Origin of the sequence: Lactobacillus sp. UMNPBX16 (assembly GCF_002553775.1) — a bacterium.
Lineage (GTDB): Bacteria > Bacillota > Bacilli > Lactobacillales > Lactobacillaceae > Lactobacillus > Lactobacillus crispatus.
The window spans coordinates 1-20,294 of sequence record NZ_PCYU01000005.1; the positions used below are offsets into that span (position 1 = coordinate 1).

The following is a 20,294-nucleotide window of genomic DNA, read 5'->3' on the forward strand; positions in this document are numbered from 1 at the left end:
GTGTCACGGCCTTTGGGTAAGGATTGATAATTGTGCTTGTCAAGATATCCGAGTGCTGCTTGTAGTCAGGCAGCGTGTGCTGATGAAATTGACCGTTGCGATCCCGAGGCACTTGCACTTCAATTGGGCCAAATTGCGTATCAACTTTGCGGAAATAAGCACCATTTCTAGAGTTGCCAGTATTCCAGCCATTTCTGGCATAGGGATCATAGCCCAGAAATGCAGTCAATTCAGCTTCTAACAAGTTATTAACAGCCTGTTGTAGCTCTTTGCGCAATAAATCATTTATTTTGTCTGGATTGAATAGAGCTTGAGCAAAATCTTTGGTAAAATCATTCATGAAGGAGTTCTTCTTTCTGTATGTGTTTTTTGTTCAAACCAATCATACGAGAAAGGAACTCCTTTTTCTAATGTTTAAAGAAATAAATTTAAGGAATCATTCATCCTTACACAAACTATTTTACAGTCTCTAGATTTTTCAATGTCTACAACCTTTAATGAAAAAATAGGTAGAAGTTATATAGTGTTTTCAAATAATATATTGATGAACTTCATTATGTATATATTATTTTCAACTGTAGGTTGGAGTCTATGGTGTGCATTATTTTATAGTGTTTTTCTCTTTATTAAGAAAACTATATTAATTTTACCCGCTACATTATTGTTAGATGTATTTTTAATTATTATTCCTGCTGTTACGGAAACAAAAAATTCTGTTGTAAAAATACTAATGTATCTACCATTTATAGGAAATCTGCAATCTCCAGGTAACATAACTATAGGAGGTGAGCCGTCTATTCCCTTAGCAATTATCTGTTTGTTTACTATTTTATTTTACATAGTAATTACTTACATTTTATTCTTTTATTATATAAAGAGTGCTCAGAAAGGACGATTATAAAATGAATGAATTAATTTTTAATCGTAAGAGTATTAATAATTATTTGTTAGCTATAATTGTTGGACTTCTGAGTGCACCAGTATTTACTAGTAAATATCTAGCTTTTAATAATATTGATAATTGGTCAACGTTGATTCCCCAAGGAATAGCAATATTTTTAGCTTGTGAATATGTATGTACCATTAGGCGTAGCTACAATTTTATTGTTATTCGTAATTATGAACTTCAGGCTTTTGTAGCTTTAGTAATATTCAACGTGTTCATTTTTAGTTTTAATTATGGGACTATATTTTTAGTTTCTTTTTGTTTAGGAGCAAAATTAGGAACGGGTCTTGTTGTGAAACTAACTTTATTAATAATTTTGGGTAAATATTTAATTTTATTAATCGATAGTGTCTTGATAGCCATGCTCTTTAATAGTCAGAAAATATGGGTAATAATCACTCTAGTTATTGCTATAACATACTTTTATCATTATTACGTTGAACGATTAATATTTGGAGTGCAATTCATTAATTTGATTTTGAAAGGTTAGAATTATGCTTAAAATACAACATGTTCAAATGAATTTTAAAAATAGGACCATTATAAAGGATGCAACTTTATCTTTACGTTCGGGTGATATTATACATATAACGGGTCCTAATGGTTGTGGAAAATCTACATTGTTTAAGATAATCGTGGGTATTTATCAGCCAACTTCTGGAAAAGTCTCTTTGGATGCGGATGATCAACTAGGTGCATTAATTGAAAATCCAGGTTTCTTGGAATTTGAAGATTTAAAAACAAATTTAAAGTTCTTAGCTAATTTGAAAAATCATTTTGATGAGCAATATACCAGTGAGCTCTGTTTAAATTTAGGATTAGATTTTGAGAATCACCAGCATTTAAGTAAATATTCAGTAGGGATGAGGCAAAAAGCGGGAATTATTCAAACGATTATGGAAGGACAGAATATAGTTTTGCTTGATGAGCCCACCCGTGGTTTAGATGCTGAGGCATTACAAACATTTGTTAAATTAATTAATGCTCTGCAACGACAAGGTTGTGGAATTATGATTGCTTCACATGACTTAGTTCGAGGAATAAATTATACTCAACATTATATTTTTAATAATGGAATAGTTCAGAAAAATGATTAGGACTAATAAATATGATAATTGCTTAGCTGTATTGATAACTTGTATCGTGTGGATTTTAATGCAATTGCAACTAAATCCTCAAAAAATAGTAAATGTGATATTTCTTGGTTTTTGTTGGTATACGCCACTACTTTTATTAACGTCTTTCATGTCTCTAGGCTGGCAAGTATGGATAATTTATCGTTGTCAGTCTAATTATGAGGAAATTTCTATGTTAATTAAAATACGAAAATTAACAGTTTATCAGCGGGTTAAACTAGGTATTAAATTAGATTTACTAAATATAGTATTAGCTTTTTTGCCACAATTTTTAATTTTAGTAAAGTATTTTTCTTGGGTTGGATTAGTATTTGATGGTGTAGGATTATTAACTATAGGCATTTTAATTTGGTTTTGTCGCTATTCTACAATCATTACTTTGAGTAAAGCTAGTGCTATATTAATTGTTTTACGTCTGATTTTTACGTTGTTGATATAAAAAAGCATAGGCTACACCCATACTAATACGCGTGGTGTTAGTTAAATCGGTTTAAGCAATATGTCATATTATAGGCTAAAAGGGCTATTACAAGGTGGTAGCGTATGTGTGCCCTAATTGTCATGAAAAATCCTATTGTTTGGAAGTAGGGCGGTAATATTTCCTGGGGAATGAAAAAAAGATGCAAGTAATCGTTCAAATATCGATTACAATCGATAAAACATCCATTTTTAATAATCTTATCGACTATAATCGATAATAAATGAGGTGAGTGAATGATTAAGCAGACAATATATTTAAACCCAATTGAGCCATTCATCGATAAAGACATCATAAAGATAATTACAGGTATTCGTCGCAGTGGAAAATCTGTTTTGTTGCAGCAAATTCAAACTGAATTAGTTAAACGTGGCAAAAAACAAGCTAATTTCATTTATATGAATTTTGAAAATTTGCAATATGAAGCATTGTTAGATTATAGAGATCTTAATCAAGAATTGGTAAAAAGAATTGAGCAAATTGACGGCAAAGCTTATCTTTTTCTTGATGAGATTCAAAAGGTAGCCTCTTGGGAAAAGACGATAAATTCTTTACGCGCTAGCTATGATTGTGATATTTATATAACCGGCTCGAATTCCCAATTGCTATCTGGTGAACTAGCTACTGAAATTGCTGGTCGTTATGTTGAAATTAAGGTTTATCCTTTTTATTTTGCTGAATTTTTAGAAGCGATAAATTCTGATCGCCAAAATCTTGATCGTGATTTTGCCACTTATATGGAATTAGGTGGTATGCCCTTTTTAACACTAATATATTCTGACCAGCAAGCTTGTAATACATATTTGCAGGATATCTATAGTTCTGTAGTTTTAAAGGATATTGTCGATCGTCATGCTATTAGAAACGTTGACTTATTACAGAGAATAACTAGCTATTTAAGTAGTGAGATAGGTTCTCCTGTTTCTGCAACTGGGATAGCAAAATTTTTAAAGAATGAACATCGGACAAGCTCAATAGATACTATTCTAGATTATATTTCTTATACATGTGATGCCTACTTATTTACGCGAGTCCCACGAACGCATTTACAGGGTAAACAAAATTTAAAAGTTAACGATAAATACTACATTACTGATCATGGCTTACGGCAAACCATGCTAGATAGTAATCAACAAAATATTGATCAGATTTTAGAGAATATTGTTTTTATTGAGTTACTGCGAAGAGGATATAAGGTTTCTGTTGGTATAAATGATAAGAAAGAAATTGATTTTGTTGCACAAAAGGGCAACGATAAACGTTATTATCAAGTAACATATATCCTTGGTAGTCAAACAACGATCGAGCGTGAATTCGGTGCATATGATGGCATTGCGGACAATTATCCAAAATATGTCCTTTCAATGGACAAGTTTGATATGAGTCGCAATGGGATAATTCATCAGAATATTATTGATTTTTTGCTTGAAAAATAACCGCAATAAAAGAGGACTAGTCAAAATTGGCTGGTCCTCTTTTTCAAAATTTAATTATTTCCTTAAAAATTCAACACCCACAGGAAGATCAGGAATACTACAAACAGTACCCACATCATCGGTGTGACTTCCTTGCCACGCTTAGCAGCAAGCATACAGATAGGGTAGGTGATCATGCCCCATGATAAACCGTCTGAAATTGAGTAAGTAAGAGGCATCCCTAAAATAATCAAGAATGCAGGAACTGCAATTTCCAACTTGTTCCAATGAATATGAGCAGTATTTTGTGCCATTAATACTCCAACAATGATTAAGGCAGGAGCAGTAACTTGGCTAGTGAAAACACCAAGCAATGGACTGAAAATCATTGAGATTAAGAAAAAGATCGCTACAAAAACTGCGGTTAAACCGGTACGGCCACCAACGGCGATACCAGCACTTGATTCAACGAAGGCACCAACAGGTGAAGTACCAAGGATTGAACCAACAGCCATCGCACTTGAGTCAGCTGCTAAGGCCTTACCTACACGTGGCATCTTGTTGTTCTTCATGAAACCAGCTTGTTGAGCAAGTCCGATTAAGGTACCTGCAGTATCGAAGAAAGTAACAAGCAGGAATGTTAAGACAACAACCCACATTTGCACGGAGTTGATGTCCTTTACGTGGAAAATAGCTTGACCAAAGGTTGGAGCTAAGCTAGGTGCGGTAGAAATCACCTTGTGTGGCAATGCAATTTGCCCAGTGCAGATCCCGAAGATAGCGGCAAGAACCATTCCGATAAAGATTGCACCAGGAACGTTCAAGATCATCAAAATGACAGTTACTAGCAAACCAAAGATAGTGATCCAAACGAGGGGATCGTGTAATGATCCTAAACCTACCAAAGTTGATTTATTAGCAACGATCAATTTACCATTTTGTAAACCTAAAAAGGCAATGAATAAGCCGATCCCAGAAGAAATGGCAAACTTTAAGTCAGCTGGAATTGAATCAATGATCTTTTCTCTTAATTTGAATAAAGTAATTAAGATGAAAATAATTGATGCAACGAAAACTGAAGCCAAGGCTGTTTCCCATGAAACATGCATCCCAATACATACGGTGTAAGCAAAGAAGGCATTGATTCCCAAAGCTGGTGCCTCACCGATCGGGTAGTTGGCAACGATCCCCATGATTGCAGTACCAAGAGCGGCAGCTAAAGCAGTAGCGGTGAAGACTGCACCGGTATTCATACCGCTGGCGCCCAGTACGCTAGGGTTAACAAACAAAATATAGGACATGCTGATAAAGGTAGTTAAACCAGCAATAAATTCAGTTCGAATGTTGGTTTTGTACTTATCTAATTGAAAGTAGCTTTTTATAAAATTCATTTTATCTCCCCAAAATATTGTTCGTGTTTTAACTTCTTGAACACAACTCTTATACTTTAGCATTGATAAATAAATTTGTAAACGCGAATTATTTTAATGATTACTTGGGCATTTATTGCAATTTATCTTTAAATGATAGGAAAAGCATTTAATTGAATCAGCTTTCATTAGCATAAATAAAGCATTATCCTAGGATATAAGAATTAAAAAAGAAATAAAGGTGAAAGAATGTCCGCACAACTTATTTTTTCAGATCTTGATGGCACATTAATTAATGATGATTTAAAGGTAACCGCCGCAACGCGGGATGCAATTCGTAGACAAATTATTAATGGTAATATTTTCGTTCCTGCATCAGCACGTCTTCCTAAAGGGATGATGACAGTGGTTAATCAAATTTTGAAAGTTTGTCCGTTTATCGCGTATAACGGTGCTTTAGCCCTTGATGAAACAGGCAAAGTACTAATCAGCCGTTTTTTTAATGCAAAAGAAGCAGCTGAAATTTGCCGCTACGTTGATGAGCAAGATAATGATGCAGCTTGGAATATCTATAGTGGCTATGTTTGGTATTGTAGTGAAGAAAAGAGCCCACGGGTTAAAAATGAAGAAAGAATTGTCGATGTAAAAGCAACACCGACTACAATTAATCAACTTGAAAAACTGCAGGGCGTGCATAAAGGTCTAATTATGGGAGATTCAGCGGATCTTGATCGTATGCAAGAAGAATTAACTGCTAAATATCCTGATTTGACTTTTGTTAGATCAGCAGAGAATCTATTAGAAATTGTTTTAAAGGGTGTAAGCAAGGCTAGTGCAGTCAAAATAGTTGCTCAAGAATATGGCGTAGACTTGCAAAATTGCATTGCTTTTGGCGATAACTATAACGATGAAGATATGTTGGAAGAAGTGGGGTATCCATTTTTAATGGGTAATGCCCCAGCAGAACTAAAACAAAAATTTGCTCCGGAACAAATTACTGCTGATAACAATCATGATGGGGTTGCGAAGGCATTAGCAAAAATTGAATAAATAAAAATCGCATAGAAGCTCTATGCGATTTATTATTTCCTGGGAAATTATTGTTTGTCTTTTTCAAAGATGTAGCTAACGAAGCCAAAGGCTACGATAACTAACCCAGCAATGATCCAGCCCATAGTTGAAAATTTAGATCCAATTAAAAGTAATAGGGCAACCAGGAGAATATAAATAGTATCAAGTCCAATTGTCAGTTGCTTATATTTGCTTCCTAATTTTTTCAATAGAGAAGAACGGTATCTGGTTAGTAATTGCCGTCCAATAAGATAGATGACAACAAGGGTGTAGATTGCTGGAGTAATAAAATTAAATTGTTTTTGAAAATATAGAATCCATTCAATGATTAAGAGAATAACTAATATTGCATAGGCAAAGTTATCGGTTATTCTTTTTAGTTTAGTCAACTTTTTCTTTTGAGCGATGATTGCGACAATGCCCAAAATTAAGCAAACTATGATAAGTGGGAAAAACCATTGTCCACCGGTTACGGTTGATAACATAAAAACTCCTCCTTTAAACACATTTTTTCAAATTATACAAAAATAAAGCGAAAAATTCACTGTAAACAAAAAATCATTCAAAATGCATTCGTACGCAAATTGAATGTTTTTATTTATGCTTCGATTTGAATATCGGTTGGCTTTTTCCAATCTGCAGGCAACTTGCCCATTTCTTTTAATTTGTCAGTGATTTGATCCAAGACTATTTGCTTATCAGCTGGATTAGCCATGAAGTCAAGCTTATCACCATCAATTTCCATCTTAGGTGAGTAGTCGTAATTATCGTACCATGGCTTGTAGTAGCGCAACAAACGCTTGTAATAGTCTTCCAAGGTTGAATCATAGCTCAGCTGCTCGTAAGGACGGCCACGTTTTTGAATTCGCTTGATCATCGTATCGTAAGAAACATTAATGTGAACGAGCAAGTCAGGATTCTTCTTAGGCATCCGTTTTAGTTCGCTCATCATGTTATGAAGCAATTCATAATAAGTGTCAACTTCTTCAGAAGTAGCACGGCCGATATCAGCGTTCATTTGGAAGAATAAGGCGTCTTCATAGATAGAACGATCTAAGACGTTATTATCTTCAGTGAGCGCGTCTTTAATGCTGTGGAAGCGTGTGTTCAAGAAATATACTTGCAATAAGAATGCATATTTTTTAGGGTCAGCGTAAAAAAGTGGCAAAACTGGATTGTCATCAACACTTTCATAGAAAGGCTTAGTCCCTAAATATTTAGATAAAATACCTGTTAAACTGGATTTACCGGCTCCAATTGGCCCGCTTAAAACAATAACTGTCATCACGTTCCTTCTTTTTCTTATAAGTTGCCGATTTCATGCAACTTTTCATCAATTTCTTTAAGTACTTCTTTTTGTGCATCCATGTTGGTAACAAAATCAAGTTTGTCGCCATTGATTTCTATCTTTGGTGAGGCATGATAATTTTCATACCATGGTTCGTAGTACTTTAAAAGTCTTGCGTAATAATCTTTCAAACCTGGATCAGTGCTGATTTGCTCAAATGAACGACCGCGCTTCTTGATTCGGTTAAGCATAGTATCAAGGGAGACATGAATGTAAATCAGTAAGTCAGGCTTCTTACTTGGATTGCCAGGAGTGTCTTCCATCATGTTGTCGAGTAAGTCATCGTAGATCTTGAACTCGGTTGGATCAGCGACCTTGCTATCGGCGTTCATCTTGAAGAACAGTGCATCTTCATAGATAGAACGATCGGAGACACTGTTTTTTTCTTGAATTGCTTGATTGATCTGTGCTAAACGGTGGTTAAGGAGGTAAGTGTTAAGCAAAAAAGTGTAACGCTTCATGTCCTTGTAGTATAAAGGCAATACGGGATTGTTATCAACGCCCTCATAGAATGCCTGAGTCCCTAAATGTTCAGCTAGAATACTGGTTAAACTGGATTTACCGGCTCCAATTGGCCCACTTAAAACAATAACTTGAATCACATTCTTTCTTAAATACCATATGTAGACAATTATTAAGTTTAATACGATATGTTGTGGCACACAAGTGATTTTTTGATTATGTTTCACATCTAAAAGTCAAGGGTAGAAATAAAAAATCGAATAGGAATGAAACATAATTCAATAAAAAACTGAATTATGCTTCATTTTTTATATAAAAATGCAATTTTGTGAAGTATATTTCATTGTAGATACAGGCTGCTAAATAAAAAAACTAGGTCTTCCACGATTGTAGAAAGCCTAGCTTTTTCTATGCTAATAATTAAATTATTGTTTTTAGTTCTTGTATTTGTCGTCTAATTCTTGTGCGGCAGCCTCGTCTACGATCACCGTTACATCTGGGTGTTTTTGCAAAATTGATGCAGGTACTTCTTCAGTGACTTTGCCTTCAATCATTTTCTTGATTGCGTGAGCTTTCTTTTCACCAAAAGCCATCAAAACAATCTTCTTAGATTGCATAATATTAGCAGTACCCATGCAGATGGCACTCTTTGGCACTTCATCGATACTGTCAAAGAAGCGAGCATTAGCCTTGATAGTATTTTCGGTTAACTTAACTTCATGAGTGCCGATGTTGAATGGAGTGCCTGGTTCGTTAAAGGCAATGTGACCATTGCGGCCGATTCCTAATAGTTGAATGTCGATAGGATTGTCTTTGATAATTTGATCATATTCTTTACAAAAAGCATCAACGTCTTTTGCCATACCGTCAGGAACGTAAGTCTTCTTAAATGGCTTCTTGTCAAATAAATGCTTTTGCATGAAGTAGTGGTAGCTTTGAGGATTATCTGGGGTTAAACCAACGTATTCATCGAGGTTAATGCTGGTAAGATTTTCACAGTTAAGATCGCTTTTTACCCAGTTTTGGTAAAGTGTTTCAGGGGTTGAGCCGGTTGCCAACCCTAAGACTTTAGCACCGTTCTTGATTCCTTTTTCAAAAATTTCAAATGCTTTTGCTCCACCTTGAATTTTATTTTCGGTAACAATAACTTTCATAATTAAGACCTCCTCATTTACTGGTCTAGTCCATTATAAAATGGAATAGACCATTTTGTCAATTGGTTGATAAAAATAATTACGAATCAATTATGTTAAAATTTGAACATAAGGAAGTGAACGAGGATGAATTTTGAAAAACTAACAGGTTTAGGAATTGGCAGCTGGGGTTTGGGTGAAGATCCTAAAAAGAAAAAAGATGAAATAGCAGCTATTCGCTATGGCCTTGATCATGGCCTGAGTGTAATTGATACAGCCGAAATGTATGGGGATGGCCAAAGCGAAGAGCTAATTGGTGAAGCGATTAAAGGATATGATCGCGAAAAATTATTTTTGATTTCAAAATTCTACCCCTATCATGCAACGCCAAAATTAGAACGTCAGAGTCTAGAAGCCAGTCTAAAACGCCTTGGAACAGATCATCTGGATCTTTATCTGTTACACTGGCGGGGCAGTCACCGCTTGTCTGATACGATCCGCGGCTTACAAGCATTACAAAAAGATGGCTTGATCCGTTATTGGGGTGTGTCCAACTTTGATACGGCTGATATGCAGGAGCTTTTTACAGTGCCAGGTGGAGAAGAATGCTTTGCTAATGAAGACTTATACAATATCAGTGAACGTGGGACAGAATTTGATCTGCAAGCTTGGCAAGAAGAGCACGGTGTAAACTTTATTGGGTATTCACCATTTAATTCAGGCAAGGGCAACACAATTCGAATTACGCGTAATTTGAAAATTGTTGCACGTGATCATGGCGTTACGCCTCATCAGATAATGCTAGCTTGGACGATGCGCAATGGCAATGTTTTAACGATTCCTAAGGCAAGTAGTGTAGAACACATGAAGGAAAATATTGCAACACAAAAGATTAAACTTACAGATGATGAGCTTAGATTGCTTAACAGTGATTTTCCAATGCCAACTGAGAAAACGCCGTTGGCTGTTATTTAGTACAAGATATAGTAAGATTATCACATATAATCACTATATCTTGTGGATAACTATGTGGACATGTGTAAAAAAGGCTGTTTCATGTGAAACAACCTTTTTTTCTTATTTCGATTTGATGTAGTTAACCCCATCTGCGGCAGGTGCAACTGACTTGCCGAGGAAGAGGACCAAAACGATGATTGTAATAACGTAAGGTGCAATCTGCATGTAAACGGATGGAATTTGATCGATTCCTGGCAGTTGATGTCCAATAATACTTAAGCTTTGAGCAAAACCAAAGAAAAGGGATGAGAGCATTGCACCGATTGGATTCCATTTACCAAATATAACGGCAGCTAAAGCCATGAATCCTTGTCCAACGATAGTAGAAACAGAGAAGTTACCAGATATTGCTTGAGCAAAGACGGCACCGCCAAGACCTGCCATAAAGCCGGAAATTAATACACCTGCATAACGCATGCCATAGACATTGATTCCCATTGTGTCAGCTGCTTGAGGATTTTCACCACATGAACGTAAGCGTAGGCCAAAGCGAGTCTTATATAAAATCCACCACATCAAAATAGCAAGAATAATGGCAATCCAAGCAGGGGCAGAGGTGTTTTTGAAGAAGATTGGCCCAACGATGGGAATGCTGCTTAAACCAGGAAAGCTGAAGTAGCCGAAGTTAGCGGTGATATTTTCAGTTTGGCCTTTATCATAAATTGCCTTGATCAAGAAAACACCCAAAGGTGGTGCCATGATGTTCAGCACTGTTCCGGAAATGACATGATCAGCGTGAAAATTGATTGTGGCAACAGCGTGAAGCAATGAAAAAATCAAACCAACAATTCCGCCGACTAGAGTGCCAAGCCAAGGAGTAGCTGCACCAAAAGTTGAAGCGAAAGTTAGGTTGAAGACAATCGCCGCAAAGGCTCCCATGGTCATGATACCCTCCAGGCCAATATTAACAATCCCAGAGTTTTCACTGTAAACACCACCAAGAGAAGCTAGGATTAGAGGCGCAGAATAAACTAAAGTGGATGAAACAATTAACGCCATCATTGTAACGAAATTCATTATTTTTCTCCTTCGATTACTTTTCTACCTGGACCATCAACACCATTGTTGGGTCCTTTTTCTTTTCTGGTTGGAATGTAGTAATCACTGCGGTTCTTCTTAGTTTTAAAAAGCAAACCAATGACGTAATTGATAGCGATGAAGAAAATGATGGCAGCAATTACGATAGATACGATTTCATAAGGAATACCGGCAATAGTTTGCATGCCCAAACCACCAATTTTTAAAATTGAGAAAAGAAGTGAAGCTAATAAAATACCAATTGCAGTTCCACCACCAAGTAAGGCAACTGAAAGCCCGTCCCAGCCAATATCCAAACTAGTTGTTTGAGTGAAGTAGTTTTGGTAGGTACCAAGTCCTTGTACTACACCGCCTAAGCCAGAAAATGCACCTGAAAGTAACATTGAAATAATAATATTCTTTTTAGAAGACATCCCGGCATAGCGACTAGCAAAAGGATTGAGTCCAACTGCCTTGATTTCAAAACCAACGGTAGTTTTTTTCATTAAATACCAATAAAAAATAAGTCCAATTATTGCTAAGAAAATACCAGCATTGATTCGCGAATCACCAAACATGCTAGTTAACCAGTTAAGCTTTAAGCTGCCATTGGCTGGAATTGTTTTAGTAGTATCGGTATCAATTCTTAATTTTGAGGACATTACTTGTTGCATTAAATATTGACAAGTATAGAGCACAATATAGTTAAGCATGATAGTAGTAATTACTTCATTAGTTCCAAATTGAGCTCTTAAATAGCCAGCAATTCCTGCCACAATAGCACCAGCTATAGCGCCTGCAATAATAGCTAAAGGCAATAATACTGGCTTAGGCAATTGAGGATTGGCCAATACAATCCAAATAGAAGTCAACCAACCAGCTTGTGCTTGACCTGGCAAACCGATGTTAAAAAAGCCAGCTTTTGAGGCAATTGCAAAACCGATAGCAATAAAAATTAATGGCGTAGCTTCACGAATAGTTTCACCAATACCATTCATATTGCCCAGTGCGCTAGAGAACATGGAGCTGTATGCTTGAAAAGGATTATAGCTCCAAATCAGCATGATAATAGCACCAACTATAAAACCAGCAATTACTGAGATAACTGGTACTAGAATATTTTTGACTTTAGGTGTAACTTTAATCAATTGTTGCATCTTCTTTCTTAACACCGGTCATTAAAAGACCTAGTTCTTGATCTGTAGTTTTTTCAGGTAATACTTCGCCTGAAATTTGACCATCATGCAAAACAGCAATCCGGTCAGATAATTGCATAATTTCATCAAGTTCATATGAAATTAATAGGATAGCTTTTCCTGCTGCTCTTTGAGCTAAAAGCTGCTTATGAATATACTCAATTGCACCAACATCTAAACCGCGAGTGGGCTGGAATGCAATGATTAGATCGCTGTTTCTATTTAATTCTCTAGCGATAATTGCTTTTTGCTGGTTACCTCCCGATAGGTCGCTAGCTGGCAATGCAGGGCTAGTAGTTCGAATATCGAATTTTTTAATTAAATCTACGGCATGCTTCAAGATTGCTTGATGATTAATGATGCCATGATTAGAGAAGGGACGTTGGTAGTAAGTTTGCAGCGCTAAGTTATCAGCTAATGACATGTGAAGAATTAAGCCATATTTTTGCCGGTCTGCAGGAATATGCGCTACGCCAGCTTCGGTGATTTTGCGAACTTTTTGGTTGGTTAAATTTTGACCATTAATTAAAATTTGCCCTGACTTAACATGGCGTAAACCAGTGATTGCTTCAACCAGTTCATCTTGTCCATTGCCGTCAATTCCGGCTAGCCCTAAAATTTCACCTCCACGGATTGAAAGGGAAAGGTCTTTAACGCTTAAGGCACCGTGATTTCCTTTTACCTGTAAGTTTTTGATTGCTAGAATTTGCTTGCCCAAGTTAGGTGCTGGTTTGGTTAGCTTCATGTTGACATGCCGCCCCACCATTAATTCGGCTAATCGTTCATCACTAACTTGATCAACAGCAAAAGTACCAACATCGTGACCACGTCTGATAACTGTAACTCGATCTGCAACAGCCTTGATTTCTTCTAATTTATGAGTGATCAAAATGATTGATTTGCCTTCTTTAGCTAAATTTTTGAGTACTTTAATAAATTCAGAAATTTCTTGTGGGGTTAAAACAGCAGTTGGTTCATCAAAAATTAAAATATCTGCACCACGATAAAGTACCTTTAGAATCTCAACTCTTTGCTGTTGGGCGACAGTAATGCTAGAGATTTTGGCATCTGGATTAATAGCAAAGCCATATTTTTGTGCAAGAGCTAGGACCTGTTTTCTTGCCTTTTTCAGATCGATAACTGGTCCTTTAGTTGATTCATGTCCTAGAATAATATTTTCTAAAACGGTAAATGAGTCCATAAGCATGAAGTGCTGGTGTACCATCCCAATGCCTAATTTTTTAGCGACAGTTGGATCTTTAATATTTACTTTTTGATTATTAACCAGAATTTCACCGCTTGTTGGTTCAAGTAAGCCAGATAAAATTCTCATTAAGGTAGATTTACCTGCACCATTTTCGCCAAGCAAAGCCAAAATTTCACCTTGATAGAGCGTAAGGTTAATATCGTCATTTGCCTTGAAACCATCGAAATCTTTGACAATATGGCGCATCTCGATTACTTTATTTCTCTGTTCTTTCATGTAAATAAATACTTCCTTAATTAACTATAGAAAAACTCTTCGCTAAAAAACGAAGAGTTCTCAAAATACTAAGCAGCTGAATTACTTAGTTGGAGCAGTAGCAACCTTGATCTTGCCATCAATAATTTGTTGACGAGCCTTTTGTACTGCTGCCCAAGTTTTAGCGTTTAAATTACCTTTGGTGATTGAAACCCCATTACCCTTTAAGCTGTAAACTAAGTGCTTACCACCAGGGAATTTACCATTGTAAGCATCATTAGCAATTGACTTAGTAGCAACATCTAAGCCCTTTAAGACGGAAGTTAAAGTGAAGTTCTCTTTCTTACCATCTTTTGACTTGTAGTTACCTAGGTTAGATTGGTCAACGTCAACTCCGATTACCCAAACCTTTTTAGCTGCTGGACGGGCTTGGTTGTAATCTTTTCCTTCTTGGAAAACACCGTTACCTGCGTTACCGGCTGCTTGGTAAATAATATCAGCGCGGTTAGCATACATTGATTGAGCGATTGATTTAGCCTTATCGGTTGAAGTGAAGTTACCGATGTATTGGGTTTGAACTGAAATCTTCTTGTGAAGAGCTTTAGCACCGTCAGCAACACCTTGCTTAAAACCGGCTTCGAATAAATCAATAATAGATGACTTAGCACCGCCAATGAAACCTACTTTGTTGGTTTTAGTGGTGTAAGCTGCGGCCAATCCGCCAAGATAAGAAGCTTGATTGCTTTCAAAGGTTGCAGAAGCGACGTTCTTAATCCCAGAGTCAACGCTATCAATGATAACGAAATTCTTTTTAGGATTCTTCTTGGCTGCTTGCTTGACTGCGTCGGCTAATTGATAGCCAACACCGAAAATGGTTTGGTAGCCGGCTGTAGCGGCTTGATCAAAGTTAGGAGTGAAGTCTGCGGCACTGCTAGACTGGAAGTATTGATAACCACCTTTTCCTTGTTTTAAACCATGTTCCTTGCCGTATGCTTTAAATCCTGACCATGCAGCTTGGTTAAATGAATGATCATCAACACCATTTTCATCTGTGATTAGGGCAATGCCATGTTTAGTATCTTTGTTGGCTGATTGACCAGACTTTTTACCCGAACAAGCAGTTAGAATCAAGCCAACTGATGCTAAAACGACACCAAATGATAAAATTTTCTTGAACTTTACGTTCATTATTTCTGTCCTCCACAATATTAATACCGAACAATTTATAAATAAGTTTATTAATTAATACGTATTTTGTCAATAAAAATATTGATCAGGCAAAAAAATAATTGATTGTAATTATAAAAAGCAAACTATACTAGTATGCTTTTATTTATTGTTAGGATGAATGGCAACCTTAATTTTGCCTTTTAGGATATTAGCTCTAGCAATTTGGGCATCTTTCCAAGTTGAAGCTGAAATCTGTCCTCGTTCAATAGAAACACCATTGTTTTTAAGCCCATAAACTAAATTTTTACCACCAGGGAATTTATTATTATAAGCTCTATTGGCGATATCTTTAACAGCAACATTTACTCCAGTTATTACTGATGTCAAAACAAAATTAGATTTTTGTCCGCCTTTAGCAGTGTAGTTACCGAGATGAGATTGATCGACATCAACTCCGATTACCCACACTTTATCTTTAGCTGGTCTAGTTTGATTAATGGCTTTAGCTTCTTGGAAAAGACCATCACCAGCACCACCAGCAGCATGGAAGATGATGTCGGCTTTTTTGGTGTACATTGATTGAGCAATTGATTTGGCCTTGTCTGAACTAGTAAAGTTGCCAATATATTGGTTTAAGATAGTAACTTTTTTGTGCATTTTTTTGGCTTGATCTTTAACACCTTGAGTAAATCCGGCATCAAAAAGGTCGACAATATCGCCATGAGCACCGCCGATGAAGCCAACCGTGTTGGTTTTGGTTTCTTTAGCAGCTACGACACCAGCTAAGTAGGAAGCTTGTTCACTCTTGAAATTAGCTGAGACAACATTCTTTTGTCCCTTGATTACATCGTCAATAATGGCAAAATTCTTTTTAGGATAGCGTTTGGCGGCAGAAGCTACGGCATCTTTTAAACTGTAACCAACGCCAAAGATAGTTTGATAACCAGCTTTAGCTGCCTGATCAAAATTAGGAGTGAAATCAGCAGCACTACTTGATTGAAAATATTGATAACCGTTTCGACCGCGGCTCAAGTTGTGCTCTTTGCCATAACTTTGAAATCCTTCCCAAGCAGATTGGTTAAAAGAGTTATCATTTACACCATTACCGTCAGTAATTAATGCAATAGAGTGCTTGGCATCGCTTGATTTATTATTGCTTGCACCCTGTTTTTTACCAGAGCAGGCGGTTAAAATTGCACCTAAACTCAATGCAAGCACACCAATAGATAGTAATTTTTTGACTTTTTTATTCATAAAATTGATCCTCTCTCCATCAAATGATTTTTAACACAAAACGAGATTAACAATATTTAGTGGCTATGTCAAAATTGACATACAACATAAAGTATTGATATAAAGGGATTCTTAATTGGTATAGAACACGATTATGCATTAGAGAGAGTAAGGATAATGCATAATTAAGTAAAAAAATAATAAAAAATACAATATCTTGTCATATTAGATAAAATATACCTAGATATTGTATAATAAACTTTTTTGCTGAGAAAAAATCTTAATTATGGTTTAATTGAGTCTAAAGAATTAAGTTGGAGAAATATATGAGAAGAGAAGAAACTAAAAGATTAGCAATTACTGCTGTCTTTGCTGCTTTATTGATTGTACAGACTTTTGTGCCAAATGTTGGCTATGTAAGAATTATCCCGGCTTTGCCAGCTGTAACTACTATTCCAATGACAATTGCCGTCTATGGCACGTTAATGGGACAAAAGGCGGGTCTAGGCTTTGGCTTATTCTGGGGTATTACCAGATTGATTGTTGCATATACTCAACCTGGCGATATGGTCAGCTTAATGTTGTTCCAAAATCCGGTAATTTCATTGGTACCAAGTATTTTGGCTGGCTATTTCCCGGGAATTATTGCGAAGGGTATGAGTAAGACTAAATATGCGAAATTGGGTTATATCATAAGTGGAGCAGTCACTTCGTTAACTAATACCGTGATGGTTATTTTGCTGACGAGTATTTTCTTCATGCATGATCCAGCAAGCTTAACTCATTACCTAGGAAATTACAGTTCAGGTACGCCATTGATTTTAATTTTAATTATGGCACTGGGCATGAACGGTTTAGTAGAAGCAATTTTTACAGCCATTGTCGTTCCAGTAATTGTAACGCCACTTAACTTAGTTATGAAAAAGGCGTAACTAAAAAGTTTAATAAATTAAAAAAAGCTCCTCAAATGCTTGATAAAACAGGCAATGAGGAGCCTTTTTTAGCTGAATTTTATGTGTTTTTTATCCTGAATTACGTAAACCGGAAGCCACACCGTTGATAGTAATTGGAATAATACTTTGGTAAACACCTTGAATCTCATCTTCACGATCACGCTTGATCATTTCTAATTGGATGTAGTTCAAAATGTTGAAGTAAGGCATTCTGTATTCCAGACTCTTCTTAAGAGTAGGTGCATCTTCGATTAATTCATCATGACCTTCAATTTGTAGGATGACTTTCTTAGTTAGTTCCCATTCTTGATTGATGATATCAAAGACTGATTTAACTTGTTCATCTTCGCAAAGATCCGCATACTGCTTGGCAATTCTCATATTTGATTTAGATAAAACCATATCAACATTGGAAAGCAGGGAGTGGAAGAATGGCCAACCTTGGTACATATTTTGTAATTCCTTCAAGTTGGCTGGATCGGCATCGATAAATGACTTGAAACCAGAACCTACGCCATACCAACCAGGGAACATTACACGGCTTTGTGACCAAGAGAAAACCCAAGGGATGGCTCTTAAGCCAGAAAAGTCAGTGAGTTTCTTTCTTGAAGCTGGACGTGAACCTACGTTAAGACCAGAGATTTCTTTGATTGGAGTTGCTTGGAAGAAGTACTTAAGGAAGTTAGGATTCTCAAATACTAGTTTCCGGTAAACTTCGTTGCTTTTAGCTACGATTTGATCCATTGAAGAACGGAAATCTGCGACATGATCTTCGCTAACGATTTGTTTAGAAGCCATTCGATCGATTGTTGCTGAAGCTAACATTTCTAGGTTGTAGTAGGCGGTGTCTTTATTACCATACTTGTTTTGGATAATTTCACCTTGCTCAGTCATCCGCATCCGATCGTTAATTGACTTGAATGGCTGTGCTGTAATTGCTTCGTATGATGGACCACCACCACGACCAACGGTACCGCCACGGCCATGCATAAAGGTAATCTTGATACCCATTTCTTCACCGATCTTAGTTAGATCCTTTTGAGCTTTATAAAGGTTCCAGCATGAAGCTAAGTAGCCACCGTCCTTATTAGAATCTGAGTAGCCTAGCATAACTTCTTGATAATTATTTTGAGAAACAAGCCACTTCTTGACGATATCAAAGCTTAAGAATTCCTTGATTATTTCCCGGGCATTATTCAAGTCTTCAACCGTTTCAAATAGTGGTACCACTTGAATTCGGGCTTTTTGATTATCAAGTAAATCGTATTCCTTTAACATGATTGCTTGTTCTAGCATGTCTGAAACACTCTCAGTGTGAGAAATAATATGTTGCTTGATGACGTCTTCACCCAAACGGTCTTTCAATTGACGAGCAGTCTTGTAGATCTTTAATTCTTTTTGTAGTAACTCAGACTTGGGTTTGTTATTGGCGTGTAAGTTACGTGGATCATTGTTCAATTCGTTGAGTAAAAGCTTGATCTTTTTGTCTTCGCTTAAATCGCTATAATTGTCACAAATTCCAGCACTCTTAAGTAGCTCAGCGACACAGGCCTCGTTAACGCTAGAATCTTGACGCATATCAATTGTAGCTAGATGGAAGCCGAAGATGTTGATAGCCTCAAGAATTTGAGTAAAGTAGCTGTCTACTACGGCGTGATCATGGTCTTCTTCAAGTGAATTTTTGATGATTTCTAAGTCGGCTTTAAATTCTTGAGCATTTTGATAACAAGGGATTTTATCAAGATTTTGGAGGTCACGTTTCTTTAAGAAAGTGTTCTTGTTAGTAATATTCAGTAATTTTTGTTCAGTGTGCACTAAACGGCTTTGAATATAGTAGAATGCTCGTCTATATGGCTCGTTAGTTCTGAATGGTGAATCATCATTAGAAAGCTCAGATAGGTGCATTACATCGTCAGATGGCTCCATATAAGAAGTAGACATGGAAATGGCTCTATAAAGCTTATTGATTTGCTTAATGTAATATTCAAAGATTACTTGGCTTTGCAAAGTAGCGCTTAGTTCTAGCGTATCAGCCGTTACATAAGGGTTACCGTCACGGTCGCCGCCGATCCACATTCCCATGGTAATTGGCGTAGCATGACTAGCGTTTAGCCCGTGTTTTTTAGCTAATTCCTTGTAACGACTAGTAAATTTGGTGATTGCAGGGATTAAAGCCTTAGGGTAGTAAGCCAAAACATTGGTAATTTCATTAGCTACCTTTAATTTGTGACCACGAATAATGTCAGTTTGCATCAAAATTTCAATGCAAGCCCGCATTTGTTCAGTCCATTCATCGCGATCAATTGTGCCATTCTTCACATCACGATAATTGCGCAAAAGTTGATGAATTTGATCGGTTAATTCCAAAATGGTTTTTCTTTGTACTTGAGTAGGATGGGCAGTTAAAACGGGTACTACATTTACATGTTCAAGGATTTCTTCGGCATTTTTCTTTTGGGCTACAATGTCAATTGTGTCACTCAATTTACCTAGATAATCTTGATGAGTATTGTTAAGCACATTAACTTTACTTGCTAGTTCTACATCCTCTGAAATGTTGATCAAGAGTGGGAGAGTAGCAAAATAACGTGCAACAACAATCATTTCGCGATTGTTAAGACTAGCAATTTGCTTTTCAAGTTCTTGATAATCTTTGGCGGCAGAGATTTTAATTAAGTTTTGGATCTTATCGAAAGCTGCTTGACCGATTACTTGCTTAGTTGATTCATTCAGTAAATTAGTTAAAACTTTGCTTTCTTCTGCCACTACATTAACATCGCTGTTATTTTCTAATTTTTTAACAGTCATGGTGAAAAAAGTTCCTTTCTTACTTGTTTTTGCTAAAGCTAAGATACCACATATTTTGCTAAAAATTTAGGTTATTGTG

19 protein-coding genes are annotated in these 20,294 nt (G+C 36.4%); 7 read left to right on the forward strand and 12 right to left on the reverse strand.

The features are described from left to right. On the reverse strand, positions 1-340 hold a 340-nt coding region (locus tag CP367_RS00955), incomplete at its 3' end, for a transposase (RefSeq protein WP_199160531.1). Positions 341-902: 562 nt separating this feature from the next. On the opposite strand from CP367_RS00955, the gene CP367_RS00965 reads away from it, so the two are divergent. The 4 genes from CP367_RS00965 (at position 903) to CP367_RS00980 (ending at position 3,996) form a co-directional block, all read left to right on the forward strand. Then, positions 903-1,436 (forward strand): hypothetical protein, encoded by a 534-nt coding sequence (locus tag CP367_RS00965; protein WP_061205034.1) that lies wholly within the window; start codon positions 903-905, stop codon positions 1,434-1,436. 4 nt (positions 1,437-1,440) lie between these two features. Beyond that, positions 1,441-2,043 carry an ATP-binding cassette domain-containing protein gene (locus CP367_RS00970; RefSeq protein WP_061205035.1) on the forward strand — a complete coding sequence of 201 codons (603 nt, stop codon included), beginning with the start codon at positions 1,441-1,443 and terminating at the stop codon, positions 2,041-2,043. 211 nt (positions 2,044-2,254) lie between these two features. After that, positions 2,255-2,521 carry a hypothetical protein gene (locus tag CP367_RS00975; protein WP_061205036.1) on the forward strand — a complete coding sequence of 89 codons (267 nt, stop codon included), beginning with the start codon at positions 2,255-2,257 and terminating at the stop codon, positions 2,519-2,521. Between the two features lie 275 nt (positions 2,522-2,796). Then, positions 2,797-3,996, forward strand: a complete 1,200-nt coding sequence (locus CP367_RS00980) for an ATP-binding protein (protein WP_089145727.1) — start codon at positions 2,797-2,799, stop codon at positions 3,994-3,996. A 62-nt stretch (positions 3,997-4,058) separates the two neighbouring features. On the opposite strand, the gene CP367_RS00985 is transcribed toward CP367_RS00980, so the two are convergent. Next, the gene (locus CP367_RS00985; protein WP_005719937.1) at positions 4,059-5,366 is read right to left on the reverse strand and encodes an NCS2 family permease; all 1,308 of its coding nucleotides are present in this window, start codon (positions 5,364-5,366) and stop codon (positions 4,059-4,061) included. Between the two features lie 228 nt (positions 5,367-5,594). On the opposite strand from CP367_RS00985, the gene CP367_RS00990 reads away from it, so the two are divergent. Further along, on the forward strand, positions 5,595-6,395 hold the full coding sequence (locus CP367_RS00990) for a Cof-type HAD-IIB family hydrolase (RefSeq protein WP_005726925.1): 801 nt from the start codon (positions 5,595-5,597) through the stop codon (positions 6,393-6,395). A gap of 47 nt (positions 6,396-6,442) precedes the next feature. Here the strand turns inward: CP367_RS00990 and CP367_RS00995 are convergent, their stop codons facing one another. The 4 genes from CP367_RS00995 to nagB form a co-directional block, all read right to left on the reverse strand. Beyond that, positions 6,443-6,901, reverse strand: a complete 459-nt coding sequence (locus tag CP367_RS00995) for a hypothetical protein (RefSeq protein ID WP_089143196.1) — start codon at positions 6,899-6,901, stop codon at positions 6,443-6,445. A 113-nt stretch (positions 6,902-7,014) separates the two neighbouring features. After that, complete coding sequence (locus CP367_RS01000; RefSeq protein WP_013087073.1) at positions 7,015-7,701, reverse strand: deoxynucleoside kinase; 687 nt, start codon at positions 7,699-7,701, stop codon at positions 7,015-7,017. A 17-nt stretch (positions 7,702-7,718) separates the two neighbouring features. Then, on the reverse strand, positions 7,719-8,366 hold the full coding sequence (locus CP367_RS01005) for a deoxynucleoside kinase (protein WP_005721875.1): 648 nt from the start codon (positions 8,364-8,366) through the stop codon (positions 7,719-7,721). Between the two features lie 294 nt (positions 8,367-8,660). Beyond that, a complete protein-coding gene (gene nagB / locus CP367_RS01010; RefSeq protein WP_005719942.1) occupies positions 8,661-9,380 on the reverse strand; it encodes a glucosamine-6-phosphate deaminase in 720 nt (239 codons plus the stop codon). A gap of 126 nt (positions 9,381-9,506) precedes the next feature. Between nagB and CP367_RS01015 the strand changes: the two genes are divergently transcribed. Further along, complete coding sequence (locus tag CP367_RS01015) at positions 9,507-10,334, forward strand: aldo/keto reductase (protein ID WP_013087072.1); 828 nt, start codon at positions 9,507-9,509, stop codon at positions 10,332-10,334. A gap of 102 nt (positions 10,335-10,436) precedes the next feature. Here the strand turns inward: CP367_RS01015 and CP367_RS01020 are convergent, their stop codons facing one another. The 5 genes from CP367_RS01020 to CP367_RS01040 all read right to left on the reverse strand — a co-directional run bounded on the left by CP367_RS01020 (position 10,437) and on the right by CP367_RS01040 (position 16,475). Next, positions 10,437-11,393, reverse strand: a complete 957-nt coding sequence (locus tag CP367_RS01020; protein ID WP_005719946.1) for an ABC transporter permease — start codon at positions 11,391-11,393, stop codon at positions 10,437-10,439. Beyond that, positions 11,393-12,541, reverse strand: a complete 1,149-nt coding sequence (locus CP367_RS01025; protein ID WP_005726928.1) for an ABC transporter permease — start codon at positions 12,539-12,541, stop codon at positions 11,393-11,395. Before CP367_RS01025 ends, CP367_RS01020 begins: the two co-directional genes overlap by 1 nt. After that, positions 12,534-14,072 (reverse strand): ABC transporter ATP-binding protein, encoded by a 1,539-nt coding sequence (locus CP367_RS01030; protein ID WP_023487779.1) that lies wholly within the window; start codon positions 14,070-14,072, stop codon positions 12,534-12,536. Before CP367_RS01030 ends, CP367_RS01025 begins: the two co-directional genes overlap by 8 nt. 81 nt (positions 14,073-14,153) lie before the next feature. After that, positions 14,154-15,239 carry a BMP family protein gene (locus CP367_RS01035; RefSeq protein WP_013087069.1) on the reverse strand — a complete coding sequence of 362 codons (1,086 nt, stop codon included), beginning with the start codon at positions 15,237-15,239 and terminating at the stop codon, positions 14,154-14,156. 141 nt (positions 15,240-15,380) lie between these two features. Further along, a complete protein-coding gene (locus CP367_RS01040) occupies positions 15,381-16,475 on the reverse strand; it encodes a BMP family protein (protein WP_023487778.1) in 1,095 nt (364 codons plus the stop codon). Positions 16,476-16,780: 305 nt separating this feature from the next. Between CP367_RS01040 and CP367_RS01045 the strand changes: the two genes are divergently transcribed. Next, complete coding sequence (locus CP367_RS01045; protein WP_005719951.1) at positions 16,781-17,386, forward strand: ECF transporter S component; 606 nt, start codon at positions 16,781-16,783, stop codon at positions 17,384-17,386. A gap of 90 nt (positions 17,387-17,476) precedes the next feature. Here CP367_RS01045 and ppc read toward each other — a convergent pair whose 3' ends face one another. Next, positions 17,477-20,215 (reverse strand): phosphoenolpyruvate carboxylase, encoded by a 2,739-nt coding sequence (gene ppc, locus CP367_RS01050; RefSeq protein ID WP_089145726.1) that lies wholly within the window; start codon positions 20,213-20,215, stop codon positions 17,477-17,479. Between the last annotated feature and the right edge of the window lie 79 nt (positions 20,216-20,294).

Excerpts from the sequence above, each read along its gene's own strand:
- CP367_RS00965 (WP_061205034.1), top strand. The coding sequence starts at position 903 with ATGAATGAATTAATTTTTAATCGTAAGAGTATTAATAATTATTTGTTA.
- CP367_RS00970 (WP_061205035.1), top strand. The coding sequence starts at position 1,441 with ATGCTTAAAATACAACATGTTCAAATGAATTTTAAAAATAGGACCATT.
- CP367_RS00975 (WP_061205036.1), top strand. The coding sequence starts at position 2,255 with ATGTTAATTAAAATACGAAAATTAACAGTTTATCAGCGGGTTAAACTA.
- CP367_RS00980 (WP_089145727.1), top strand. The coding sequence starts at position 2,797 with ATGATTAAGCAGACAATATATTTAAACCCAATTGAGCCATTCATCGAT.
- CP367_RS00985 (WP_005719937.1), bottom strand. The coding sequence starts at position 5,366 with ATGAATTTTATAAAAAGCTACTTTCAATTAGATAAGTACAAAACCAAC.
- CP367_RS00990 (WP_005726925.1), top strand. The coding sequence starts at position 5,595 with ATGTCCGCACAACTTATTTTTTCAGATCTTGATGGCACATTAATTAAT.
- CP367_RS00995 (WP_089143196.1), bottom strand. The coding sequence starts at position 6,901 with ATGTTATCAACCGTAACCGGTGGACAATGGTTTTTCCCACTTATCATA.
- CP367_RS01000 (WP_013087073.1), bottom strand. The coding sequence starts at position 7,701 with ATGACAGTTATTGTTTTAAGCGGGCCAATTGGAGCCGGTAAATCCAGT.
- nagB (WP_005719942.1), bottom strand. The coding sequence starts at position 9,380 with ATGAAAGTTATTGTTACCGAAAATAAAATTCAAGGTGGAGCAAAAGCA.
- CP367_RS01015 (WP_013087072.1), top strand. The coding sequence starts at position 9,507 with ATGAATTTTGAAAAACTAACAGGTTTAGGAATTGGCAGCTGGGGTTTG.
- CP367_RS01020 (WP_005719946.1), bottom strand. The coding sequence starts at position 11,393 with ATGAATTTCGTTACAATGATGGCGTTAATTGTTTCATCCACTTTAGTT.
- CP367_RS01030 (WP_023487779.1), bottom strand. The coding sequence starts at position 14,072 with ATGAAAGAACAGAGAAATAAAGTAATCGAGATGCGCCATATTGTCAAA.
- CP367_RS01035 (WP_013087069.1), bottom strand. The coding sequence starts at position 15,239 with ATGAACGTAAAGTTCAAGAAAATTTTATCATTTGGTGTCGTTTTAGCA.
- CP367_RS01040 (WP_023487778.1), bottom strand. The coding sequence starts at position 16,475 with ATGAATAAAAAAGTCAAAAAATTACTATCTATTGGTGTGCTTGCATTG.
- CP367_RS01045 (WP_005719951.1), top strand. The coding sequence starts at position 16,781 with ATGAGAAGAGAAGAAACTAAAAGATTAGCAATTACTGCTGTCTTTGCT.
- ppc (WP_089145726.1), bottom strand. The coding sequence starts at position 20,215 with ATGACTGTTAAAAAATTAGAAAATAACAGCGATGTTAATGTAGTGGCA.